Consider the following 22,536-nt stretch of genomic DNA (forward strand, 5'->3'; position numbering starts at 1 on the left):
TTGCAAGCATGTTAACACGGGAAATTAGTAACATATATCTACTTTCTAGTATTTTTAAAAATGTGCACAATTCATACATTGTAGAATAAACTTTGGCTAAAACTGCCAGAATAGGCCCAAACTGCCGACGATATATTCCTCATGTGCGTCTTCTTCGAAGTCGGGACTCATTGCGACAACACTGAACTTAACGCCCACATTATGATAATAAGCGAGTAAACCTGCAGCAAGTGTACCTTGCAGGTTGTTTAACGTTACCTCAGGTACAACATCGGGCGTATCACCTTCGATAGTTATATCATTAAAACGATAACGAATCTCTGCTGTCGCATAAAGCATGATGCCAGAACTATTTGGTGCTAATAACATACCTTGCAAGCGGTGAGGGTGCAGACTGAGGTTGTTATAATTGGCACCTAAATCAACACCCCAGCGCACAGTACTGCCGAATGCTGCTTCACTTTGATAATTACCTACTGCAAGACGTTGGTAAACAGACAGGTCTGATTCACCAATGAGCATGAGAGGGCGGCCTATGAGTTGATCTGCCTCAGCTGTAACTTGGTACACAAGCTCATCTTCAACTTGATTGTCCCAGCCTTGTGGTGTCGTTGCATCGATTAATTCATGAATATATTTTTGAGTATCACCTGCTCTTGATTGTTCGCCAACCGCGCCAAATAATAATGACAGGCGATAAGAACTTACGGTGCTGTAACCTAATACGCTTGCTTCGCCAAATAACAATCCGGCATAGGGACGTTCGTTAGGTTGTGGGGTTGTTGCCGATATATCACTAGGCGTCCACATTTGCTGACCGAATTGATAATTCACTGCGTATTTAAGGGCATTGGGATCAAAAGCGGTTAATGCTTGCCAAAATTGATTATTTAAAGCCGGAGCTTCTGAGGTGTAATTAATAAATACAGCATTGGTATAATTGCCATCTTCATTCGAGATCACGTCATTATGCATGCCAAATAACCAGCCGCTGGCAAAACTATAATTGATTTGGCTAAAAGCCAATAAAATAATGCCGCATAACTTAAAGCGCATGAATTTTCCTTGTGTCATTTTTACGTCGTTACTTGTCTTGTGGATCAACAAACAATCTTAAGCATAAATTATACCAATAAATCACATTATAGATATATTTAATGCTTAAGTTTGTTTGGTGCTCATTATTAATAACTATGTCGAATTAGACTTGAGATACAGGTAAGCATGGTTTTAACTAAAAAAATTGCTTCGTATAAGCATACAAAGACATACTAAGGAGGATTATATATATTTATATATATAAATAAGACAACAAGGACCGTTGTTTATTACTTCGCCCTAGTTACTGGTTTCTTGGATGGGGAATAGAATTGAAATCATTAATAAAATGCTGTGGGTTAATAACCTTAGGCTTTATAACGTCGAGCGTTATCACAAGTGCTAACGCTGAAATAAAAGTACAGGGAAGTGCAAGCTTGGAGCAACGCATCTTCTTAGATCGACCTGAACAGTTGGTGGTTCCAGTGGATAGTAGTTATCCTTATCCAGTATATCATCAAGTATCGATAGCGTTATCTCCGCATATTGAAGCTTCTTCAGAGCGTAATAATATGGTGTATACAGTGCACCCGTTTATTCGGATTGATGAGCGTGATGATGAACGTACGCATATTGACTTAAGAGAGTTCAAAGCGGCTCTTGTGACTAAAAAATGGCAAGCGTCTATCGGTTTTGACCAAGTTTATTGGGGAGTGATGGAAAACCACCATTTAGTCGATATTGTTAATCAAACCGATTATAACGAATCACCTAACGGAGAAGATAAGCTGGGTCAGCCCATGCTTAGGTTGGGCATTAATTTAAACGATGCATTACTTGAAGCTATGTTATTGATTGGCTATCGTGAGGCTGCGATGCCAACACCTGGTGCTCGTTTTAGTTTTGAGAATGATAATAGCTATGAGTATGAAGGTTGGGGTGAAGAATACCATCCTGATATTGCCTTGCGTTATAGTAAGAGTATTAAAAATATTGATCTTGGTGTGAGCTACTTTGGCGGACATACTCGTACGCCGGAATTACGGAGTCAAACCGTCGGCGATCCAGTTTGGTATGTTAATTTAGTTGACCAAGTATCGGTAGAGGTTAACGCTGATTTGGGTCGGATCGAATTAAAAGCGGAAGTACTATATAAGGTTGTTGAAGACCAATCTACGCGCGCTATGGTGTTAGGAACTGAGTTTAAGCTAATACAAAATAAAAATGTGGGTGTTAACTTACTTGCTGAATATAGCTGGGATCAACATGGTGTTGACGCCTTTGATAATAGTTTTCAAAATGACCTATTTGCGGGTGCAAGAATCACCTTGTTTGGCTTAAATGATAGCGAAATACTGCTCGGTCATAACTATGACTTTGACTTTAGTTCTCAGCATGGTTTTGTTCAGGCCAAAGTAAATGTCACTAAAAAACTTTCAGTGGGTATTGAAGGTTGGTGGTTTAACGTGAGCGATGATGATTACGCCAATAAAACCTACAATGATGATAATATGATCCAGCTTACTGGTTATTATAACTTTTAACGCTATCCAATTATCTTGCTTAGCGGATGGCGCTTTGCCTTAGGCTATTGAACCTTTGATTTAGGGGTACTGTTAATCAGACATTTTTTCAGTTATTCTGATGACTAAGAGATTAGTTAATCGTATAAAAGGATTTTAGATGTTTAAGATAAATCAGTATTTTGATGGTCAAGTTGCTTCAATTGGTTTTAAAGAAGCGGATAAAGAAGCAAGTGTTGGCGTGATGGCTGTTGGCGAATATGAATTCGGTACGGCCTTAGCTGAAGTGATGATCGTGATTACTGGTGCGCTAGCAGTATTGTTACCTGGACAATCTGAATGGCAAACATTCAATGCTGGCGAGCAATTTAATGTACCTAGCGACAGTAAGTTTCAAGTTAAAGTCGTGCAAGAAACTGCGTATCTTTGTCAATATGGTTAATCACGTCGATTAATACCGTCATTATAGAAAAGGGCGAGTAAACGTTAAGTTTATTCGCCCTTTTTAGTATCACAAGTTCACCATTTAACGTATGGAAACTCGATTACTTTTTCGGTTTAGCGTTAAACGCAGCAAGCTGTTCTTCAGTTGCTGGTAGCTGATGGTTTTCTTTCCATTCCGCATACGTCATACCGTAGATACGTTCTCTTGCTTCATCGGCAGAGATATCTAGCTCAAGCTCATCCGCTGCAGATTTATACCATTTACCTAAGCAATTTCGGCAAAAATCAGCAAGGATCATTAAATCAATATTTTGAACTTGTTTGTTATCATCTAAATGCGTTAATAAACGTTGTAATACTTTTGCGTCCAGTTGATCTTGTTGAGCTTGCGTTAATTCAGATTTACTCATTACGATTCCTTTGTTATTTCGCTGGTCTAATTAGGCCAACAATGTGGCAACTAAATACCACAACTGCAACAGCTAAGTAAATTACTGAGGTTACAATTAACCATTGTGGCATGGTATAAGACAAGAACTGCCAGCTAATTTCATCACAAAATCCGGTTGGATTAAACAACCACGGAGCCCATTCATGTAATGGTGCCCAGCTTGGGAAATTAGGGAAGAAGTCACATGTCGAAAATGGTGATGGATTAAGCTGAATATCCACGTGTTCCATAGAAATGCGCAAACTGTAGATAGCACTGACAAACCATAATGTAAAACCACTGAAACGTATGAATGGATTCGCTGGTGCTATTGCACCCACTAAGCCCGCTAAAATAATCCCCATCATGGCGACTCGTTCATAAACGCATAATACACAAGGCTGTAGTTCCATCACATATTGGAAAAACAGCGCTGATGCTTCTAATCCCATGCCGGTAAGCGCAAGCAAAACCCAAGGTAGGCGTTGTTTTGGAAGGTTAGAAATAAACTGGTACATATATTATCTCAAGTGAATGTAATGATTACTTGCTGTTATATCATATTGTTAGTTTTGATATTGTCGCACGAGTGTAAAGCTATGTAAGAATAAAACTTATGTCGGTATTAAGCTATATTAAGCATAAAAAAACGCCGCATAGAGCGACGTTTTTTGTACTAAGTGATTAACTACTGTTACTTATCCTAGTGAGCAGCAGATTTAACGACTTCAGCGGCGCTATCGACATGTGCACTAATTAAACCCATATCAAGCATCATCGTAGTTGCTGGTTCTAAGAAGTACATCAGTGAGCCGAGACCAACCAACGTCATCACAATCGTATACGGTAATGCCATGATAACCATACGGCCATATGATAAGCGTAACAGTGGCGCAACAGCCGATGTTAACAAGAATAAGAATGCTGCTTGTCCATTTGGCGTCGCAACAGAAGGTAAGTTAGTACCGGTGTTAATTGCAACAGCAAGTAAATCGAACTGATCACGTGTGATCGTACCATTGACCAATGCCGCTTTTACTTCGGTAATATAAACAGTACCAACGAATACATTATCACTGACCATCGATAAGATACCATTTGCTAAATAGAATAGCGGTAACTGCTGATGTGGGTCAGCAGCAAGTACGGCATTAATCAGTGGAATGAACAGTTGTTGATCAATGATCACCGCAACAATAGTGAAGAATACCGCGAGTAACGCAGTGAACGGCAGTGCTTCTTCAAATGCTTTACCCAGTGCGTGCTCTTCAGTAATACCGTTAAAGGCAGTCGCAAGAATGATTACAGATAAACCAATCAGACCGACAGCCGCTAAGTGCATTGCGAGACCAATAATTAACCAAACACCAATTGCTGCTTGGGTATAAAGTTTCACTCGTTCACGTTGGCTGCGGTTCGCATCTTCATGTTTATCAAAATCAACCAGAATAGTACGTACCGCTGGTGGTAGTTCAGCACCGTAACCAAATACTTTAAACTTCTCAACGAGGAAACATGTTAGTAGACCAAAGAAAAATACCGGTACTGTAATCGGTGACATGCGTAATGCAAACTCAACAAATTCCCAACCCGCTTGTTCAGCAATGATTAAATTTTGTGGTTCACCAACCATAGTACATACGCCACCTAGCGCAGTACCAACACCGGCATGCATCATCAGGCTACGTAAGAACGCACGGTAATCATCTAAATCTTGACGTTTCAATTCATTAACCGATGCATCATTAGTATGATCATGGTCATTTTTAACATCACTACCGGATGCGACTTTGTGGTAGATACTATAGAAACCAATCGCCACACTAATTACCACGGCAATCACCGTTAGCGCATCTAAGAATGCAGATAGGAATGCAGATACTACAGAGAAAGACAAAGCCAGCAGTGCTTTAGATTTAATGTTAATCAACAATTTTGTGAAAACATAAAGCAATAATGACTTCATGAAGTAGATACCAGCAACCATGAATATTAGCAGCAATAATACTTCGATATTGCTGACAAGCTCATGCTGTACTTGATCTGCAGACGTCATACCAATCGCAACCGCTTCGATTGCAAGTAAGCCACCAGGTTGAAGCGGGTAGCATTTAAGCGCCATTGCTAAAGTGAAAATAAACTCAGTAACTAATAACCAACCAGCAATAAATGGGTCAATAGCAAAGATAATTGGGTTTATAATAAGAAAGGCAATGATTGCAATTTTGTACCACTGAGGTGAGTTACCTAAGAAGTTAAGCTTTGCAGCCGTGGTAAGACTAATGTCCATTAGAAGTGTCCAGTATTTGGTTTAAAGAAAAATAAAACTGCGACATTCTAAGCATTTTCTGTGACGTACGCCATCATTTTTATTGATACAGATTATTGTTATTGCGAATAAAGTTATTTTAATATTTATGTCGGAAATTAATTATTCTGTTGATAGGATCTAATTTAAATCTGGTCGGACGAGCCTGTGGATGCTAACATTCAAAAAGATACAACCTGTTATATTTCCGATATGAGAAGTTAAATGGATATTACTAATAGTAAAACAACAATTAAAAAGCGTCAGAATGACGGTATTATTAAGGCTAAAAGCCCTGCTGGCTTTGCTGAAGAATACCTTATCGAATCAATTTGGAAAAACCGTTTTCCTCCAGGTTCAATTCTGCCTGCAGAAAGAGAGCTTTCTGAACTTATTGGTGTTACCCGAACGACGCTACGAGAAGTACTGCAACGTTTAGCACGTGATGGGTGGCTCACTATTCGTCACGGAAAACCGACTCAAGTTAATAATTTCTGGGAAACCTCGAGTCTTTCAATTTTAGAAGATTTAGTCCGATTAGATCCTGAGCGCCTACCTGAGTTAGTGCGTGACTTATTATCTGCGCGTACCAATATCAGTGTTATTTTTGTTCGTGCTGCGATAAAACGTGATCCTGAAAGAGTCGTTGAGATCTTAAATGAAGCTGAAGCATTAGCGGATAATAAAGATGCTTACACCGAATATGATTATCGTATGTTACACAAATTAGCCTTTTTATCGGGTAATTTAGTGTATGCATTGATTCTAAACGGCTTTGATAATATGTATCGTATTCTGGGAAAAATTTATTTTGATTACCCTGAAGCGCGTGTATTGGCTCAAGATTTTTACAAACAATTGAAAACGGTAGCGGAAGAAAATAAAGCCGATGACTGTTTGAATGTTATTCGTAATTACGGTATGAACTCAGGCCTACTTTGGCAGCAATACCGTGACGAAACATGGGATGATATTTGCGTCGCTTTCGAACAACGTATTAAATAATACTGACGCAACCATATCATATAAAAAAACCAGTCATTGACTGGTTTTTCTCATTAAGGCGTAGGCGTTATACTTTGACAGAGCAGCTCAATATTACCATTGGCTTGAACTTGTTCTAACTTAACATCAAAGCCCCATAATCGATGTAGATGTTTCATTACTTCTTGTGCAGATTTACCCTCCAGCGGTATATCTTGATGCGGCACATAACGTAGTGTTAAAGAACGATCACCCTTTCTATCAACATTAAATACCTGAATGTTAGGTTCATTGTTACTTAAATTATATTGGGCAGATAACTTACTACGCAGTTGTTGGTAGCCTTCTTCATTATGAATAGCCGATACTTCAATATATTTACTGCTGTCATTATCTTCGATTGAAAATAAGTGCATATCACGCATTACTTTTGGCGATAAATATTGGCTAATGAAGCTTTCATCTTTAAAGTTCTGCATGGCAAAATGCAATGTGTCTAACCAATCACTGCCGGCAATATCAGGGAACCAGGCTTTATCTTCAGCTGTCGGGTGTTCGCAGATTCGACGAATATCAGTAAACATCGCAAACCCCAGCGCGTAAGGGTTCATACCTGAGTAGTAAGGGCTGTTATACGCTGGTTGCGCAACAACATTAGTATGATTATGTAATATCTCTAACATAAAATTATCGGAGACTAAACCTTCGTCATACAGGTGATTGGTAATGGTATAATGCCAAAATGTTGCCCAGCCTTCATTCATTACTTGAGTTTGTTTTTGTGGATAAAAATACTGACTTATCTTACGCACGATTCGAATTATTTCACGCTGCCAAGATTGTAATAAAGGGGCGTTTTTCTCTACAAAATACAGCATGTTTTCTTGTGGTTCTGCTGGGAAATTAGGTTCAACAGGTTCTGCTTTTTCATTACTTTGGGGCAGGGTGCGCCACAGTTCATTAACTTGGGTCTGTAAATAATCAGTACGTTCTTGTTGACGACGTTTCTCTTCACTTAATGAAGGTTCACTCGGCCGCTTATAACGGTCGACACCATAGCTCATTAATGCATGGCATGAATCGACTATATTTTCGACAGCATCAATACCGTATTTTTGCTCGCACTCGGCAATATAGTTTTTGGAAAATAGTAAGTAATCTATAATTGATTCAGCGTCGGTCCAAGACTTAAACAGATAATTGCCTTTAAAAAAAGAGTTATGACCATAACAGGCATGTGCGATCACTAACGCTTGCATCGGGATGGTATTTTCTTCCATTAAGTAGGCAATGCAAGGGCTAGAATTAATCACAATTTCATACGCCAGTCCCATTTGCCCGCGTTTGTAGCTTTGCTCGGTTTGAATGAATTTCTTACCAAAGCTCCAGTGGTTATAGCCAATCGGCATCCCTACTGAAGAATAAGCATCCATCATTTGCTCTGCGGTGATCACTTCTATTTGATTGGGATAAGTATCAAGTCGGTAGTGCTCGGCAATACGTTTTATTTCGACATGATATTCTTCAAGTAATGGGAAGTTCCAATCAGGACCATCGCTAAGCTGCTTTACTTCATCTTTTAACATATAGACTCTCCCTAAGCGGCCTGTTTCTTGAATAGTTCACGGAATACAGGATAAATATCTTCGAGCTGACGAATGTGTTGCAAGGCGAACTGTGAGTAGTCTTCTGCTACTTTTTCATATTCACGCCATAATGTCTGATGTGCTCGATTAGTTATTTCTATATAGCTGAAATAACGCACTCTGGGCATGATCTTATCCACTAATATCTTGCGACATAAAGGCGAGTCATCAGCCCAGTTATCTCCATCAGAAGCTTGTGCTGCATAAATATTCCACTCATTGGCTGGGAATTTATCAGTGACAATTTTATCCATGAGTTTTAAGGCTGACGATACAATCGTACCACCTGTCTCTTGCGAGTAAAAAAACTCATGCTCATCAACTTCTTTTGCTTGTGTATGGTGACGTATGTAAACCACTTCAATTTTTTTGTAAGTTCGGGTTAAAAACAAATAGAGTAAAATGTAGAATCGTTTCGCCATGTCTTTAGTCGGTTGATCCATTGAACCTGATACATCCATCAAACAAAACATCACCGCCTGGCTATTGGGTACTGCGTATTGCTCAAAATTGTTATAGCGTAAATCAAAGGTATCAATGAAAGGTACTTTACTGATGCGCTTTTTAAGCTCTGCAATTTCTTTTTTGAGTTCATCGACAAATTGGCCTTCAACGTCGCCGCGCTGGGTTAACTCGTCAACTTCAAGTTGTAATGCTTTTACTTTTCTTTTCTTACTACCGGATAATGCGGTACGTCTTGCGAGTGAATTTTGTAATGATTTAACAATCGCGATGTTACCTGGGTTACCGTTAGATGTATAACCGGCGCGGTGGGTTTTCATTTCAACAATACTGTTGAATTGGTTTTCTTGTAAATTAGGTAATTCTAAATCTTCAAATAATAGATCAAGGTATTCGTCTTTGGATATTTGAAAATTAAATTCATCATTACCTTCGCCACTATCACTGGCTTCACCGCCGCCAGCACCAGAACCGCCTGCAGGTGGTGGGCGATTAATTTTATCGCCGGTAATAAATTGATCGTTACCTGGGTGAACGATGGTGCGATCACCGCCTTTGCCTTGGTGAAACATAGGTTCTGAGATGTCACGAGTTGGAATACTGACACTTTCTCCAGATGTAATATCCTGGATACTGCGATTGTTTACAGCATCAGATACCGCCTTTTTTATTTGTGAGTTATAACGACGCATAAAGCGTTGTCGATTAACGGTACTTTTATTCTTACCGTTTAATCTGCGATCAATAAAATGTGCCATCTCATACCCCCTAACAAAATCTATTATGATGATTTACGTACACGTAAATACCATTCTGACAACAGTCTAACTTGTTTTTTGGTATAGCCTTTTTCCATCATACGGGCTACAAAGTTGTCATGTTTTTGTTGTTCATCGGTGGATGTTTTACCGTTAAATGAGATAACGGGTAACAACTCTTCGGTGTTGGAGAACATTTTCTTCTCGATAACCGTACGGAGTTTTTCGTAACTGACCCAAGCTGGATTTTTACCGCTGTTATTGGCTCTGGCACGTAATACGAAATTGACGATTTCATTACGGAAATCTTTCGGGTTACTGATACCCGCTGGTTTCTCAATTTTTTCCAGATCGTTATTTAATGCTTCTCTATCAAAAAGTTGACCTGTATCAGGATCTCGAAACTCTTGATCTTGGATCCAGAAATCAGCATAGGTGACATAGCGGTCGAAAATGTTTTGACCATATTCAGAGTAAGATTCTAAATACGCGGTTTGAATTTCTTTGCCGATAAATTCAGCATATTTCGGGATCAAATAACCTTTCAAGAACTCTAAATAACGGTCTGCAATATCTTGAGGGAATTGCTCACGTTCAATTTGTTGTTCGAGTACATAGAAAAGATGTACAGGGTTAGCGGCAACTTCAACATGATCAAAGTTGAATACTTTGGATAAAATTTTATAGGCAAAACGGGTTGATAGCCCTGACATACCTTCATCGACACCCGCATAATCACGGTACTCTTGATACGACTTAGCTTTCGGGTCGGTATCTTTTAAGGTCTCGCCATCATAAACCCGCATTTTCGAGTAGATTGATGAATTTTCAGGATCTTTAATGCGTGATAGCACGGTGAATTGCGCAAGCGCATCAAGTGTTCCTGGTGCACATTTAGCATTATGCAGCGCACTGTTTTCCAGTAATTTACGATAAATAGCTTGTTCTTCACTGATGCGTAAGCAGTAGGGTACTTTAACAATATAAACACGGTCTAAAAACGCTTCGTTGTTTTTATTGTTACGGAATGTTTGCCACTCAGATTCATTCGAGTGAGCAAGGATTATGCCTTCGAAAGGCAAGGCTGAGAGACCTTCGGTACTGTTATAGTTACCTTCCTGTGTTGCGGTAAGTAGGGGATGAAGCACTTTAATCGGTGCTTTAAACATCTCTACAAACTCCATCACACCTTGGTTTGCTTTACAGAGTGCGCCAGAGTAACTGTATGCATCAGGATCATCTTGTGAGAAATGTTCTAACTGACGAATATCTACCTTACCCACGAGCGATGAAATATCTTGGTTATTTTCATCGCCAGGTTCGGTTTTAGCAATCGCAATCTGATGGAGAATCGATGGACGAACTTTTTCCACTTTGAACTGACTTATATCACCACCAAATTCTTTTAAGCGTTTCGCTGCCCAAGGTGACATCACATGACCAAGATAACGTGTTGGAATGCCGTATTCAGTGCGTAAAATATTGGCATCTTCATTGACGTCAAACAGACTAAATGGATGGTCGTTGACTGGTGAACCTTTAATGCGATAAATAGATTCGTTTTGCATCAGGTCTTTGAGTTTTTCTGCTAAAGATGATTTACCACCCCCAACAGGCCCCAATAAATACAAGATTTGTTTCTTTTCTTCTAATCCCTGCGCCGAGTGTTTTAGGTAAGCAACGATCTGTTCAATGGCGTCTTCCATGCCATAGAAATCTTTAAACGCGGGATAGCGTGCAACAACGCGGTTTGAAAATAATCGGCTCAGGCGAGAATCAGTCGCGGTATCAACCATTTCTGGCTCACCGATTGCGTGTAGTAATCTTTCAGCAGCAGATGCATATACAGTTTTGTCGTCACGACATAAATTCAAAAACTCTTGGATCGTATATTCTTCTTCGCGACTTTCTTCGTATCTTTGCTGATAATGTTCAAAAATACCCATAGGTAACCCCCAAAATTTAATTACTTGCATCTGCAGGAATTGGCATCTACAAGTCTGAAGTTTTTCTCACTTCTTTTCTAAATTTAGACTTTGATTTCAAAATTGCGCAATTAAATTGCGGTTTTATAAGCATTTTATTATTCTTGTAATGTTAAATAATGCGTTATGTTTGAATTTATAAAAGTCATTTTTTAGTGAGTTAGATGTGACTAGAGTTGTTTAGCGGGTCTTTATATTGCAAGTTGTCGCTGTAGCGATATATACGTTAAGTATAGCTTACGAAAATATAATTAAATATTACGGGAGATTAGATTGCGGACGTGCATAGTTTAATTAGCAGCTTAATTGCAGTATTCTACTGATTGACAGACTTACGTTAAATGCGAATAACGCAAGTCTGGATTACTGTATGGTTATGCTGTGATGGATTCGTGGAGTAGTTTATTGAGCATGCGCATTGTTGCTTGTACCCCTGCAAATACTTGGTTTGAACTGACGCCACGGGTTCGGAAGGTTTTGTTATCTTGTTCCCAAGTAATGAAACTTTCGGTTAGGGCGCTGGTCTTGCCGCCTGGTGGAATACGTACTTGGTAGTTTTCTAAATTAGGGAACTCAAAACCAACCTTTGGCATAAGCGCCTGTATTGCCATACTGAATGCATCAAAACCACCGTTACCAGAACCGGCAGATTTATATATGTCATCACCAATACGAACACGAATACTGGCTGTCGAATCTACATTTAACCCAGATGTTATTGAGCAGTTAAGCAGTTCAATATGCGAGTAGTCTTTACTTTCCAATAGGTCCGCAATAATAAAAGGCAAGTCTTCAGGCGTGATAATGGCTTTTTGATCGCCGAGTGTCACAATCCGTTCGAGTAATTTGGTTTTTTGCTCGGCCGTTAAATCAATGTTTAAGTCTGCTAAGTTTTTCTCTAGCGATGCTTTCCCACTCATTTTACCGAGTGCATAGGTGCGTGTACGCTCAAATCGCTCAGGACCTAATACCGTTTGATATAAGCCGCCTTTATTATCGCCATCAGCATGGATACCACTCGTTTGGGTAAACACGTCAGCGCCAATGATAGGGGCATTCGCTGGGGTTATTTTCCCTGAGAAGTTTTCAATCATTTGGCTTATCTGATGGATACGCTGTTCGTTGATTGATGATTCGATGCCGAGTTTGTCTTTTAATACTACCGCCACTTCTGCCAGTGACGCATTACCAGCACGTTCACCCAAGCAGTTAACCGTACAATGGATGGCACTAATCCCAACTTTGGCTGCCGCTAATGCATTTGCTGTTGCCAGGCCGTAATCATTGTGCGGATGGAAATCAAATTGCAATTGCGGGAAACGACTGATCATATCCGACAGGCTAGTGTGCACTTCATCCGGCGACATAACACCAAGCGTATCGGGGAGCATATAATGTTGGATAGGTAAATCTGCTAGCGCACTGATCATGTGATAAACATAGTCAGGATTATCGCTATAACCATTAGACCAATCTTCAAGATAGATGTTAACGGTTAAACCTTGCTCCAGTGCATAATGGATGGTTTCTCTGACATCTGCAATATGTGCCGCAGGGGTTTTACGTAATTGTTCAGTACAGTGTTTCTCACTGCCTTTGGTTAATAAGTTAATGACTTTAGCACCACTGGATTTAATCCAGTCAACGCTTTTGGTATGGTCAACAAAGCCTAATATTTCAATTCGGTCAGCTAGGTGTTCTTGTTCAGCCCATTGCATTAATGAGGATACGGCGTTTTTTTCACCGAGTGACACACGTGCAGACGCAACTTCAATGCGATCAACATTAAGTGATTGGAGTAGGGCTTTGGCAATGCTGACTTTTTCTTCGGGCGTGAAGGAGACACCTTGGGTTTGCTCTCCGTCGCGAAGAGTAGTGTCCATCAACTGGACTCGAGGGCGCATGATTTCCATATTTGCTACCTGCTTCAAATTGTAGGGAAAGAGCGGATAGAAGATGGCTACCTGCTTCAAATTGTAGGGAAAGAGCGGATAGAAGATGGCTACCCGCTTTAAACTGCCTTTTGGTATGCCCTGTTATAGCTTTTTATATAGCGATGACAGAGCATTTGTATTGTCTATAACAAAACGACCAAAAGTTAGTTCGCTTCAGTCCATAACCATGGGAACTGTTGCTTATTTTTAGCTTCGAATTCAGTGATTTTACCTTCATGCTTTAATGTCCATGAGATATCATCAGCACCTTCGATAAGGCTTTGTTTACGGAATGGATCAACTTCAATGTTAATAACAATACCGCCTGGTGTTGTTACTGTTTGCGCTGGTAGGTCAACAGTAAATTCAACACCTTCGTTCGCTTCAATCTCAGCCATTAATGCGGCTAACTCGTCTTTACTTACACGGATTGGTAAAATACCGTTTTTAAAGCAGTTTGAGTAAAAGATGTCGGCATAGCTCGTTGAAATAACGGTGTTGAAACCAAAATCTTCAATCGCCCACGGCGCATGTTCACGTGATGAACCACAACCAAAGTTATCGCCAGCCACTAAAATTTTAGCGCCTTTGAATGCGGGTTTATTTAATTCAAATTCAGGGTTTTCTGAACCGTCATCAAGAAAACGCCAGTCATGAAATAAGTGAATGCCAAAGCCGGTACGTTCTACTTTTTTCAAGAACTGTTTCGGGATGATTTGATCTGTATCTACGTTACTACGATTCATTAATGCAGCAACACTAGTATGATTTTTATATGCTTTCATTTTAATTCCTTGATCACTAATGTGCTAAAGCTTACGCCCAGTTACGGATGTCAACAAAATGGCCTTCAATTGCTGCAGCGGCAGCCATTGCTGGAGATACGAGGTGCGTACGACCACCTTTACCTTGTCGACCTTCAAAGTTACGGTTTGACGTAGATGCACTACGTTGACCTTCCTTAAGTTGATCGCCATTCATTGCTAAGCACATTGAACAACCTGGTTCACGCCATTCCCAACCTGCATCCATCAAAATCTTATCTAGACCTTCTTTTTCCGCTTGTTCTTTCACTAGGTAAGAACCCGGTACCGCTATCGCTTGTACTGCTGCACTTACTTTTTTGCCTTTCGTCATTTCTGCAATCGCACGGAAATCTTCAATGCGACCGTTGGTGCAAGAACCAACAAATACTAAATCAATTTTAATATCGGTGATTGGTGCGCCAGCAGTAATACCCATGTAAGACAATGCGCCTTTACATGCAGACGATTTAATTACGTCATCAAAATCTGTTGGAGACGGAACGTTTGCTGTTACTGGTGAAACTTGCTCTGGTGATGTACCCCACGTTACTTGTGGTGCAATATCTTCTGCGACTAATTCAACAATCGTATCGAATTTAGCGCCATCATCCGTTGGTAACGACTTCCAGTATGCTAGTGCAGCAGCCCAGTGATCGCCTTTAGGCGCAAATTCTTTGCCTTCAATGTAATCGAAAGTAGTCTGATCTGGTGCGATTAAACCTGCACGAGCGCCACCTTCAATTGCCATGTTACAAAGGGTCATACGACCTTCCATTGTTAAGTCGCGGATTGCTGAACCTGCGAATTCAATAACATGACCGGTGCCGCCTGCTGTGCCGATTTTACCGATTACAGCAAGTGCAATGTCTTTAGCAGTAGAAAACTGAGACAGTTTACCTTCAACGCTTACTAGCATTGTTTTAGATTTTTTCTGTTGTAACGTTTGCGTTGCCATTACATGCTCAACTTCAGACGTACCGATACCGAATGCTAACGCACCGAATGCACCGTGTGTTGCTGTGTGAGAATCACCACATACAGCAGTCATACCTGGGTGGATAAAACCATGTTCAGGTACCACAATATGAATAACACCGTTGTTAGCATTATCCATGTCATAAATTAGTAGGTCGTGTTCTTCACAGTTATCCGCCATTGTTTGGATCTGTTTTGCGGCAATTGGATCTTTAATTGGTAAGTGGCGGTCAACCGTTGGTACGCAGTGATCCATTGTTGCTAGGATACTATGTTTGTTACGTACTGGACGTTGTTGAATCTTTAAACCTTCAAACGCTTGAGGACTTGTTACTTCATGCATCAAATGACGATCGATATAAAGTATTGGAGTTCCATTCTCTGGTTCATGAACTAAGTGAGAATCCCAAATCTTTTCATACATTGTTTTTTTCATTGCTTTGCTTCCCTTCTCATCAAGCGAGATATTAATATTTCTTATCCCTCGATACTATGACAATAGTGTGACCTTCTTCAAGAACATAATTTCATAAAAAGTTGTAATTATAATTACCCACTTTCCTATAACTTCAATAAACAGTGTTTAATTGGTCATAAATATCGATATCATGTCAAAAAGCAGTTTGAGATGTTGTGTGTTTTGCTTTTTTTGGGGTTATTTATTTTTTACAATATGTTAGTTTTTTTTGCATTACTGCTTATCAATGTTGTAAATAAAGTAATTTCAGCCATTTTAAGGTCTTGATGGTAGAAATATCCATATAACCTATGCTTAGGTTAAGTAATAGCCATGCATTATTTCAATTGGTTAACATATTAAAGGGGTAAGGGAATGAATTCTTTAAAAGTATCTGATTATATGCAGTTACGGCCAGTTAAGTTAACTGTAGATATGCCTGTCGCGACTGCTGTCGATAAGCTATTAAAATCGACTCATATTGGTGCCCCTGTGGTGGATGATAATGATGCGCTTGTGGGATGGGTCTCCGAACAAGATTGCTTAGCAACGCTATTGGAATCGAGTTATTACTGCGAAGAGGTCGCGATTGTCGGTGACTTGATGAGATCTGATGTGCTCACCGCTAGGTCTGAAGACAGTATTATTGAATTAGCACAGAAAATGGTATCAGCAAAACCTAAGAGCTACCCTGTGATTGACGAACATGGCGTGGTAGTTGGGATTATTTCACGTCGTGATGTACTCAAAGCAATGGATAAACAACAGCAATCTTGTTACGAAAAATGCCGTTAATATTGAGTTAAGTTTAATTTAGGAACTGCTCGTTTGGTTACTTTTAGTTAATTTTAATTTAGCAGTAAGATAGCGGCGAATTTATGTCTAAAGAGAATAATTAAGTCGCCGCTAAAGTTATTGCCAACAATATCGGTTATTTATGCAACCACTGCATCATTATTTTTGTTTTTGTTCTCGTGAAAACGTTTTTCACCGACATATGCGTAACCTAAACAAATGATTGAGGCGAAGCAAGAGCAGACTAATACCATAAAGCCGCCATCCCAACCGAAATGGTCAACGGTATAACCCAGTACTGCATTTGCAGCTACCGCGCCGCCGAGGTAACCAAATAGACCTGTTAAGCCAGCCGCTGTACCAGCCGCTTTCTTAGGCGCAAGCTCAAGAGCATATAAGCCAATTAACATCACTGGTCCGTAAATCAGGAAGCCAATCGCAATTAGCGCTGCCATATCGATCATTGGGTTGCCTGCAGGATTAAACCAATAAACCAGTACGGCAATCGTCACTAGGACCATGAATAATATACCGGCTGGTGCACGACGACCTTTGAATAATTTATCAGAGATCCAACCACAAAGTAGGGTGCCTGGAATACCTGCCCACTCGTATAAGAAATAAGCCCAAGAAGAACCGTCTACCGTGAAACCTTTTGCTTCTTTTAAATAAACAGGGGCCCAATCTAAAACGCCGTAACGGATCATATACACAAAGGCATTGGCAATTGCGATAGACCAAAGCAGTTTATTGTTGAGTACGTATTTGAAGAAGATTTCTTTAGCCGTCATTTCTTGTTCATGATCTTTACTGTAGTCATCTGGGTAATCATCTTTATATTCTTCGATTGGTGGTAACCCGCAAGACTGCGGAGTATCACGGACCGTGAACCAGACAAAAACAGCGACGATCACAGCAAAGAAGGCTGGTACATAAAATGCAGCATGCCAATCATCATTAAAGGCCCATAAACCAAGCAAGAACATCGGGCCGATTAGACCACCGCCAACATTATGCGCGACATTCCAAACCGAGACTAATTCGCCACGTTCCTTCTTTGACCACCAGTGAACCATGGTTCTGCCGCAAGCTGGCCAACCCATACCTTGGAACCAACCGTTTAGAAATAATAATACAAACATGGCGGTAATACTGCTGGTTGCCCAAGGCATGTAGCCAAAAGTAAACATAACAGCAGCGGACATTAATAACCCAGCAGTCAAGAAATAGCGTGGATTAGAGCGATCGGAGACACTGCCCATCAAGAATTTAGATAGGCCGTACGAAATAGAGACTGCGGATAAAGCGACACCAAGGTCGCCACGGCTAAAACCTTGTTCAATCAAGTATGGCATGGCCAAACTGAAGTTTTTACGGACTAAATAATAGCCTGCATAGCCAAAGAAAATACCAAAGAATAACTGCCAGCGTAAGAATTTATAGGTGGAGTCAACTTGGTCTGCGGGTAAACGAGCAATGTGCTCTTTCGGTTTGAAAATACCAAACATTTATAACCTCGAGTTTCAACGTGTTGATGGTTTTTAATAACCATTTATATAGGGCGTGATGTTCGTTCGAGCGAAATCGAGTGGATTTTATTTTCTTTCGACTGTTTTTGATGTGACTCAGGTCGAATAAACATGTGTTTAAAATCAGAGGGATAAAACATTGGTATAAATATACATAAATTAATTAGTGGTTAGTGTGTTTGTAAATTAATCGTGACAGCTTACTAAAGTAGGTTGGCACTACTCATTTAGTGGTGCTTCTGTTTCTTAGTTCGTTTTATGTCTAATAAAGTGTAAATAATTTGTGCCGTTAAAAATCAAATTTATATTCTATTGAAGCCGTGCCCGTAGTCTAAAAAGTGTCCCATAGTTGTGACTAAAAGTGATAATAGGGTAATGACAAGAAGGCATTTCATTTGAAAACCAATAATCATTTGAAATTCGATAGATACTGGCATAGTATTTCGATTTTAACCTAAAGTTAATGGGCGTTTTCTAACTATTATGCAGAGTATCTTAAAATCCCTGACGGCTGAGCTATCTACCTGTATGCATTCCGATCGTTTTCGTTTTAAACGTCGTTTGCAAGCAGCGCAAAAATTACCTTCTGACAAGCAAGAAAAAACCGTTGATAAACTACAGCAAGATATTGCTGCATCAGCAAGTCTGCGTCAGTCGCGTATCGATAACTTGCCTGTCGTCTCTTACCCTGAGTCTCTGCCGATTAGTCAGAAGCGTAACGATATCGCCGAGGCCATCTTAAATAACCAAGTCGTTATTATTGCGGGTGAAACGGGGTCGGGTAAAACCACTCAGATCCCTAAAATATGCCTCGACCTTGGGCTAGGTATTGATGGCATGATTGGTCATACGCAGCCAAGACGACTTGCTGCGCGTACTGTCGCTAACCGTATTGCCGAAGAGTTGGATTCAGAAATCGGTGAGCACGTTGGTTATAAGATCCGTTTTAGCGATAACGTCAGTAAGAAAAGTTACATCAAGATAATGACTGACGGTATTTTACTTGCCGAGATCCAACAAGATCGCTTCTTAAGTAAATATGACGTCATCATTATCGATGAAGCCCATGAACGTAGTTTAAACATTGATTTCATTCTTGGTTATTTAAAACAGCTGCTTAATCGTCGACCTGATTTAAAAGTGATTATTACCTCTGCGACAATCGATCCAGAGCGTTTTTCTAAGCACTTTAATAATGCGCCGATGATTGAAGTGTCTGGTCGTACTTATCCTGTAGAAGTGCGTTATAACGCGTTAGCAGAACAAGAAGATGGCCATGAACGTGATCAAATCCAAGGCATTGTTGAAGCGGTCGATGAACTGCAGAGCGAAGGCCTTGGCGATATTCTGGTATTCCTTAACGGTGAACGTGAGATCCGCGATACCGCCGATGCATTAAATAAATTAAAGCTTCGCGATACTGAAGTACTGCCGTTGTACGCCCGTCTGACGAATGCCGAGCAAAACCGTATTTTCCAAAGTCACGTTGGCCGTCGTGTTGTCTTAGCGACAAACGTGGCAGAAACATCATTGACTGTGCCAGGTATCAAGTATGTCATTGATCCGGGTACTGCGCGTATTAGCCGTTATAGCTACCGTACCAAAGTGCAACGCCTACCTATTGAAGCAGTATCACAAGCCAGTGCAAATCAACGTATGGGTCGTTGTGGCCGTGTAAGTGCGGGTATTTGTATTCGCCTTTACAGTGAAGAAGATTTTAATAATCGTCCAGAGTTCACTGACCCAGAGATCCAGCGTACTAACCTTGCTTCTGTTATTTTACAAATGCATGCTTTGGGCTTAGGCGACGTTGCTAATTTCCCATTCGTGCAGCCGCCAGATAGCCGTAATATTACCGATGGTCTGAAACTGCTGGAAGAGTTAGGCGCGATTGATATCAGCAATGCTGATCATAATAAACGCCTGACACCGGTTGGTATCGCCTTGGCTAAGTTGCCGATTGATCCACGACTTGCGCGTATGGTGATGGAAGCGAATACTAATGGTTGTTTAAACGAAGTCATGATTATTACCGCGGCCTTGTCGATTCAAGATCCACGTGAACGTCCTATGGAAAAACAACAAGCGGCAGATGAACAACATCGTCGTTTTTATGACAAAGAATCTGATTTTATTACCTTCTTGAATCTTTGGAATTACGTCAAACAGCAACAAGATGAACTATCATCATCGCAATTCCGCCGTCTGTGTAAGAAAGATTACCTGGCTTACATGCGTGTACGTGAGTGGCAAGATATCTACTCGCAACTGTCGCAAGTAGTGAGAGAGCTTGGTTTTACTGTGAACCCTGTTGACGTGAACGAAGAAGGCGAGATCAGCAACAGTGATAATATTCACAAAGCGCTGTTATCAGGTATGTTAAGTCATGTTGGTTTTAAAGATAAAGACCAAGATTATACCGGTGCACGTAACAGTAAATTTAATATCTTTCCTGGCTCTGGTTTATTTAAAAAACAACCTAAGTGGGTGATGGTTGCTGAATTGGTGGAAACATCGCGTTTATTTGGTCGTATTGCTGCCAAGATCCAACCTGAATGGATTGAACCGCTGGCAACACACTTAAACAAATCAACCTACAGTGAACCGCACTGGGAAAAACGCCGTGCAGCGGTTGTTGCTGCCGAGAAGGTGACCTTGTACGGACTGGTGATTGTGGCTAAACGCATGGTTAACTACAGCCAAATTGACCCCGTGATATGTCGTGAAATCTTTATTCGCAGTGGTTTAGTTGAAGGTGAGTTCAATACTAAACATGCGTTCTTTAAGCACAACATGGCCGAAGTTGAACGTATTCACGAACTCGAGCATAAATCGCGTCGTCGTGACATTTTGGTCAGTGATGATGATCTATTTGGCTTCTATTCAGACGTTATTCCTGAGCACGTGTGTTCTGGTCGTCACTTTGATAGCTGGTGGAAAAAAGAGATCCTGCAAACGCCGGATTTATTAACGCTAACGCAAGCCCGCTTGATGAAGCATGATGCGGAATCAATTACTGCCCATAGCTATCCCGAGTTTTGGACTCAAAACAGCTTTAAGTTCAAACTCGAATACAACTTTGAACCGGGTACACTTGAAGATGGCGTTACGGTTATGATCCCGTTAGCGATCTTAAACCAAATTAATGAGCAAGGTTTTGATTGGCAGATCCCTGCTTTACGTGAAGAATTGATTATTACTATGATTAAGGCGTTACCTAAAACATTACGCCGTAATTTTGTACCTGCACCAAATTATGCCAATGCTGCACTGGAAAATATGGACCCTAGCCAAGGTGAGTTAGCGGCTAGTTTAAATAAGCAATTATTACGCATGACTGGTGTACGGTTAGATCAAGATGTGTGGGAGCTATTAACGCTGCCAACGCATCTTAAAATGCATTTTAAGATTGTAGATGAAAAACTGAATCAAATTAGTTTTGGTAATGATCTCGGTGCGTTAAAGCAACAACTTCAAGGGCATATTCAAGAAACCTTAGTGAAAGTTGCAGATAAAGGCATTGAGAAAAAAGACCTTATTACTTGGGACTTTGGTAAGTTACCGGCTGAATTTAAACAAAAGCATGGTGGTTATGAAGTTAAAGCTTACCCGGCATTAGTGGATAACAAAAATTCAGTTGAGATTAAGCTGTTCGATCATCAAGAAGATGCTGCAGTCGCCGCGAAAGCGGGTTTACGTCGTCTGATTTTACTTAATGTACCATCACCGATTAAATATCTTGAGCAAAAACTACCAAATAAAGCCAAACTTGGCTTGTATTTCAATCCGTTTGGTAAAGTCACAGACTTGATCCATGATTGTATTTCTTGTGCTGTGGATAGTATTATCGCCACACAAGCCGCGCCGAGTGATGCCGATAGTTTTGAAGCATTAAAAGAATTGGTGCGCGCGAACCTTAGTGATGAAACCGTTGAAGTAGCAAAGCAGGTTGAGAAAATTTTAACCGCTGCGCATCAAGTACATAAGCAACTTAAAGGTAAAGTATCGTTAGATATGATCGTCGCCAATGGTGATATTAAAGCGCAATTAGGCAACCTTATTTATAGTGGTTTTGTGACTCACTGTGGTGCTAAGAAATTAGCTGACGTGCAGCGTTATATTGGTGCTATTGAACATCGTTTGCATAAACTCAAAGCAGACCCTGTGCGTGATCGTGGTAATGCAGTTGCTGTTCAACCATTATTGGCAAGTTATATTCAGCTAACGAAAATGCCTCGATTAACGCTGGCACAACAACATGAGTTATTAAAACTACGTTGGATGCTTGAAGAGTTGCGTGTATCGCTATTTGCTCAGCAATTAGGGACAAGTTACCCGGTATCAATTAAACGCGTTAAAATGGCTTTTGCAGACTTTAAAGCGAGTTTGTAGGGCGTTATTTTAGACGTTATCTAGGAAAGTATATTCGGTTATGCAAAAAGGAAGCGATATCGCTTCCTTT

The 22,536-nt window shown here is 40.3% G+C and carries 16 protein-coding genes; 5 read left to right on the forward strand and 11 right to left on the reverse strand.

The window, feature by feature from the left end; all coding sequences use genetic code 11:
- Nucleotides 1-96: 96 nt before the first annotated feature.
- Complete coding sequence (locus A923_RS0100525; protein WP_017219676.1) at nt 97-1,056, reverse strand: lipid A deacylase LpxR family protein; 960 nt, start codon at nt 1,054-1,056, stop codon at nt 97-99.
- 314 nt (nt 1,057-1,370) lie between these two features.
- Between A923_RS0100525 and A923_RS0100530 the strand changes: the two genes are divergently transcribed.
- The gene (locus tag A923_RS0100530) at nt 1,371-2,582 is read left to right on the forward strand and encodes a hypothetical protein (protein ID WP_237716146.1); all 1,212 of its coding nucleotides are present in this window, start codon (nt 1,371-1,373) and stop codon (nt 2,580-2,582) included.
- A gap of 139 nt (nt 2,583-2,721) precedes the next feature.
- A complete protein-coding gene (gene ppnP, locus A923_RS0100535; RefSeq protein ID WP_017219678.1) occupies nt 2,722-3,003 on the forward strand; it encodes a pyrimidine/purine nucleoside phosphorylase in 282 nt (93 codons plus the stop codon).
- A 103-nt stretch (nt 3,004-3,106) separates the two neighbouring features.
- On the opposite strand, the gene A923_RS0100540 is transcribed toward ppnP, so the two are convergent.
- From A923_RS0100540 to nhaB, 3 genes are all read right to left on the reverse strand, one after another.
- On the reverse strand, nt 3,107-3,415 hold the full coding sequence (locus A923_RS0100540; RefSeq protein WP_017219679.1) for a DUF1244 domain-containing protein: 309 nt from the start codon (nt 3,413-3,415) through the stop codon (nt 3,107-3,109).
- A gap of 13 nt (nt 3,416-3,428) precedes the next feature.
- A complete protein-coding gene (gene dsbB / locus A923_RS0100545; RefSeq protein WP_017219680.1) occupies nt 3,429-3,953 on the reverse strand; it encodes a disulfide bond formation protein DsbB in 525 nt (174 codons plus the stop codon).
- A gap of 185 nt (nt 3,954-4,138) precedes the next feature.
- A complete protein-coding gene (gene nhaB, locus A923_RS0100550) occupies nt 4,139-5,725 on the reverse strand; it encodes a sodium/proton antiporter NhaB (RefSeq protein WP_017219681.1) in 1,587 nt (528 codons plus the stop codon).
- A 243-nt stretch (nt 5,726-5,968) separates the two neighbouring features.
- Here nhaB and fadR point away from each other — a divergent pair, with 243 nt between their 5' ends.
- Entirely contained in the window at nt 5,969-6,748 is a 780-nt protein-coding gene (fadR, locus tag A923_RS0100555; RefSeq protein ID WP_017219682.1) for a fatty acid metabolism transcriptional regulator FadR, read from the forward strand.
- A gap of 53 nt (nt 6,749-6,801) precedes the next feature.
- Here the strand turns inward: fadR and A923_RS0100560 are convergent, their stop codons facing one another.
- From A923_RS0100560 to leuC, 6 genes are all read right to left on the reverse strand, one after another.
- The gene (locus A923_RS0100560) at nt 6,802-8,313 is read right to left on the reverse strand and encodes a SpoVR family protein (protein ID WP_017219683.1); all 1,512 of its coding nucleotides are present in this window, start codon (nt 8,311-8,313) and stop codon (nt 6,802-6,804) included.
- An 11-nt stretch (nt 8,314-8,324) separates the two neighbouring features.
- A complete protein-coding gene (locus A923_RS0100565; protein WP_017219684.1) occupies nt 8,325-9,593 on the reverse strand; it encodes a YeaH/YhbH family protein in 1,269 nt (422 codons plus the stop codon).
- A gap of 23 nt (nt 9,594-9,616) precedes the next feature.
- On the reverse strand, nt 9,617-11,539 hold the full coding sequence (locus tag A923_RS0100570) for a PrkA family serine protein kinase (protein ID WP_017219685.1): 1,923 nt from the start codon (nt 11,537-11,539) through the stop codon (nt 9,617-9,619).
- A 413-nt stretch (nt 11,540-11,952) separates the two neighbouring features.
- Complete coding sequence (locus tag A923_RS0100575; protein WP_017219686.1) at nt 11,953-13,491, reverse strand: alpha-isopropylmalate synthase regulatory domain-containing protein; 1,539 nt, start codon at nt 13,489-13,491, stop codon at nt 11,953-11,955.
- A gap of 185 nt (nt 13,492-13,676) precedes the next feature.
- Nucleotides 13,677-14,297 (reverse strand): 3-isopropylmalate dehydratase small subunit, encoded by a 621-nt coding sequence (leuD, locus tag A923_RS0100580; protein WP_017219687.1) that lies wholly within the window; start codon nt 14,295-14,297, stop codon nt 13,677-13,679.
- Nucleotides 14,298-14,328: 31 nt separating this feature from the next.
- A complete protein-coding gene (gene leuC / locus A923_RS0100585; protein WP_017219688.1) occupies nt 14,329-15,729 on the reverse strand; it encodes a 3-isopropylmalate dehydratase large subunit in 1,401 nt (466 codons plus the stop codon).
- A 396-nt stretch (nt 15,730-16,125) separates the two neighbouring features.
- Between leuC and A923_RS0100590 the strand changes: the two genes are divergently transcribed.
- Nucleotides 16,126-16,545, forward strand: a complete 420-nt coding sequence (locus A923_RS0100590; protein WP_017219689.1) for a CBS domain-containing protein — start codon at nt 16,126-16,128, stop codon at nt 16,543-16,545.
- Between the two features lie 140 nt (nt 16,546-16,685).
- Here A923_RS0100590 and glpT read toward each other — a convergent pair whose 3' ends face one another.
- Nucleotides 16,686-18,053 carry a glycerol-3-phosphate transporter gene (glpT, locus tag A923_RS0100595; RefSeq protein ID WP_017219690.1) on the reverse strand — a complete coding sequence of 456 codons (1,368 nt, stop codon included), beginning with the start codon at nt 18,051-18,053 and terminating at the stop codon, nt 16,686-16,688.
- A gap of 504 nt (nt 18,054-18,557) precedes the next feature.
- Here glpT and hrpA point away from each other — a divergent pair.
- Nucleotides 18,558-22,466, forward strand: a complete 3,909-nt coding sequence (gene hrpA, locus A923_RS0100600) for an ATP-dependent RNA helicase HrpA (protein ID WP_017219691.1) — start codon at nt 18,558-18,560, stop codon at nt 22,464-22,466.
- Nucleotides 22,467-22,536: the final 70 nt, after the last annotated feature.

The organism is Moritella dasanensis ArB 0140 (assembly GCF_000276805.1).
Taxonomy (GTDB): Bacteria; Pseudomonadota; Gammaproteobacteria; order Enterobacterales; family Moritellaceae; genus Moritella; species Moritella dasanensis.

Bases quoted from the DNA above. Each gene is read 5' to 3' on its own strand.
- A923_RS0100540 (WP_017219679.1), bottom strand. From the start codon at position 3,415: ATGAGTAAATCTGAATTAACGCAAGCTCAACAAGATCAACTGGACGCA.
- A923_RS0100525 (WP_017219676.1), bottom strand. From the start codon at position 1,056: ATGCGCTTTAAGTTATGCGGCATTATTTTATTGGCTTTTAGCCAAATC.
- A923_RS0100565 (WP_017219684.1), bottom strand. From the start codon at position 9,593: ATGGCACATTTTATTGATCGCAGATTAAACGGTAAGAATAAAAGTACC.
- nhaB (WP_017219681.1), bottom strand. From the start codon at position 5,725: ATGGACATTAGTCTTACCACGGCTGCAAAGCTTAACTTCTTAGGTAAC.
- hrpA (WP_017219691.1), top strand. From the start codon at position 18,558: ATGCAGAGTATCTTAAAATCCCTGACGGCTGAGCTATCTACCTGTATG.
- ppnP (WP_017219678.1), top strand. From the start codon at position 2,722: ATGTTTAAGATAAATCAGTATTTTGATGGTCAAGTTGCTTCAATTGGT.
- dsbB (WP_017219680.1), bottom strand. From the start codon at position 3,953: ATGTACCAGTTTATTTCTAACCTTCCAAAACAACGCCTACCTTGGGTT.
- A923_RS0100590 (WP_017219689.1), top strand. From the start codon at position 16,126: ATGAATTCTTTAAAAGTATCTGATTATATGCAGTTACGGCCAGTTAAG.
- A923_RS0100575 (WP_017219686.1), bottom strand. From the start codon at position 13,491: ATGGAAATCATGCGCCCTCGAGTCCAGTTGATGGACACTACTCTTCGC.
- fadR (WP_017219682.1), top strand. From the start codon at position 5,969: ATGGATATTACTAATAGTAAAACAACAATTAAAAAGCGTCAGAATGAC.
- leuD (WP_017219687.1), bottom strand. From the start codon at position 14,297: ATGAAAGCATATAAAAATCATACTAGTGTTGCTGCATTAATGAATCGT.
- A923_RS0100560 (WP_017219683.1), bottom strand. From the start codon at position 8,313: ATGTTAAAAGATGAAGTAAAGCAGCTTAGCGATGGTCCTGATTGGAAC.
- glpT (WP_017219690.1), bottom strand. From the start codon at position 18,053: ATGTTTGGTATTTTCAAACCGAAAGAGCACATTGCTCGTTTACCCGCA.
- leuC (WP_017219688.1), bottom strand. From the start codon at position 15,729: ATGAAAAAAACAATGTATGAAAAGATTTGGGATTCTCACTTAGTTCAT.
- A923_RS0100570 (WP_017219685.1), bottom strand. From the start codon at position 11,539: ATGGGTATTTTTGAACATTATCAGCAAAGATACGAAGAAAGTCGCGAA.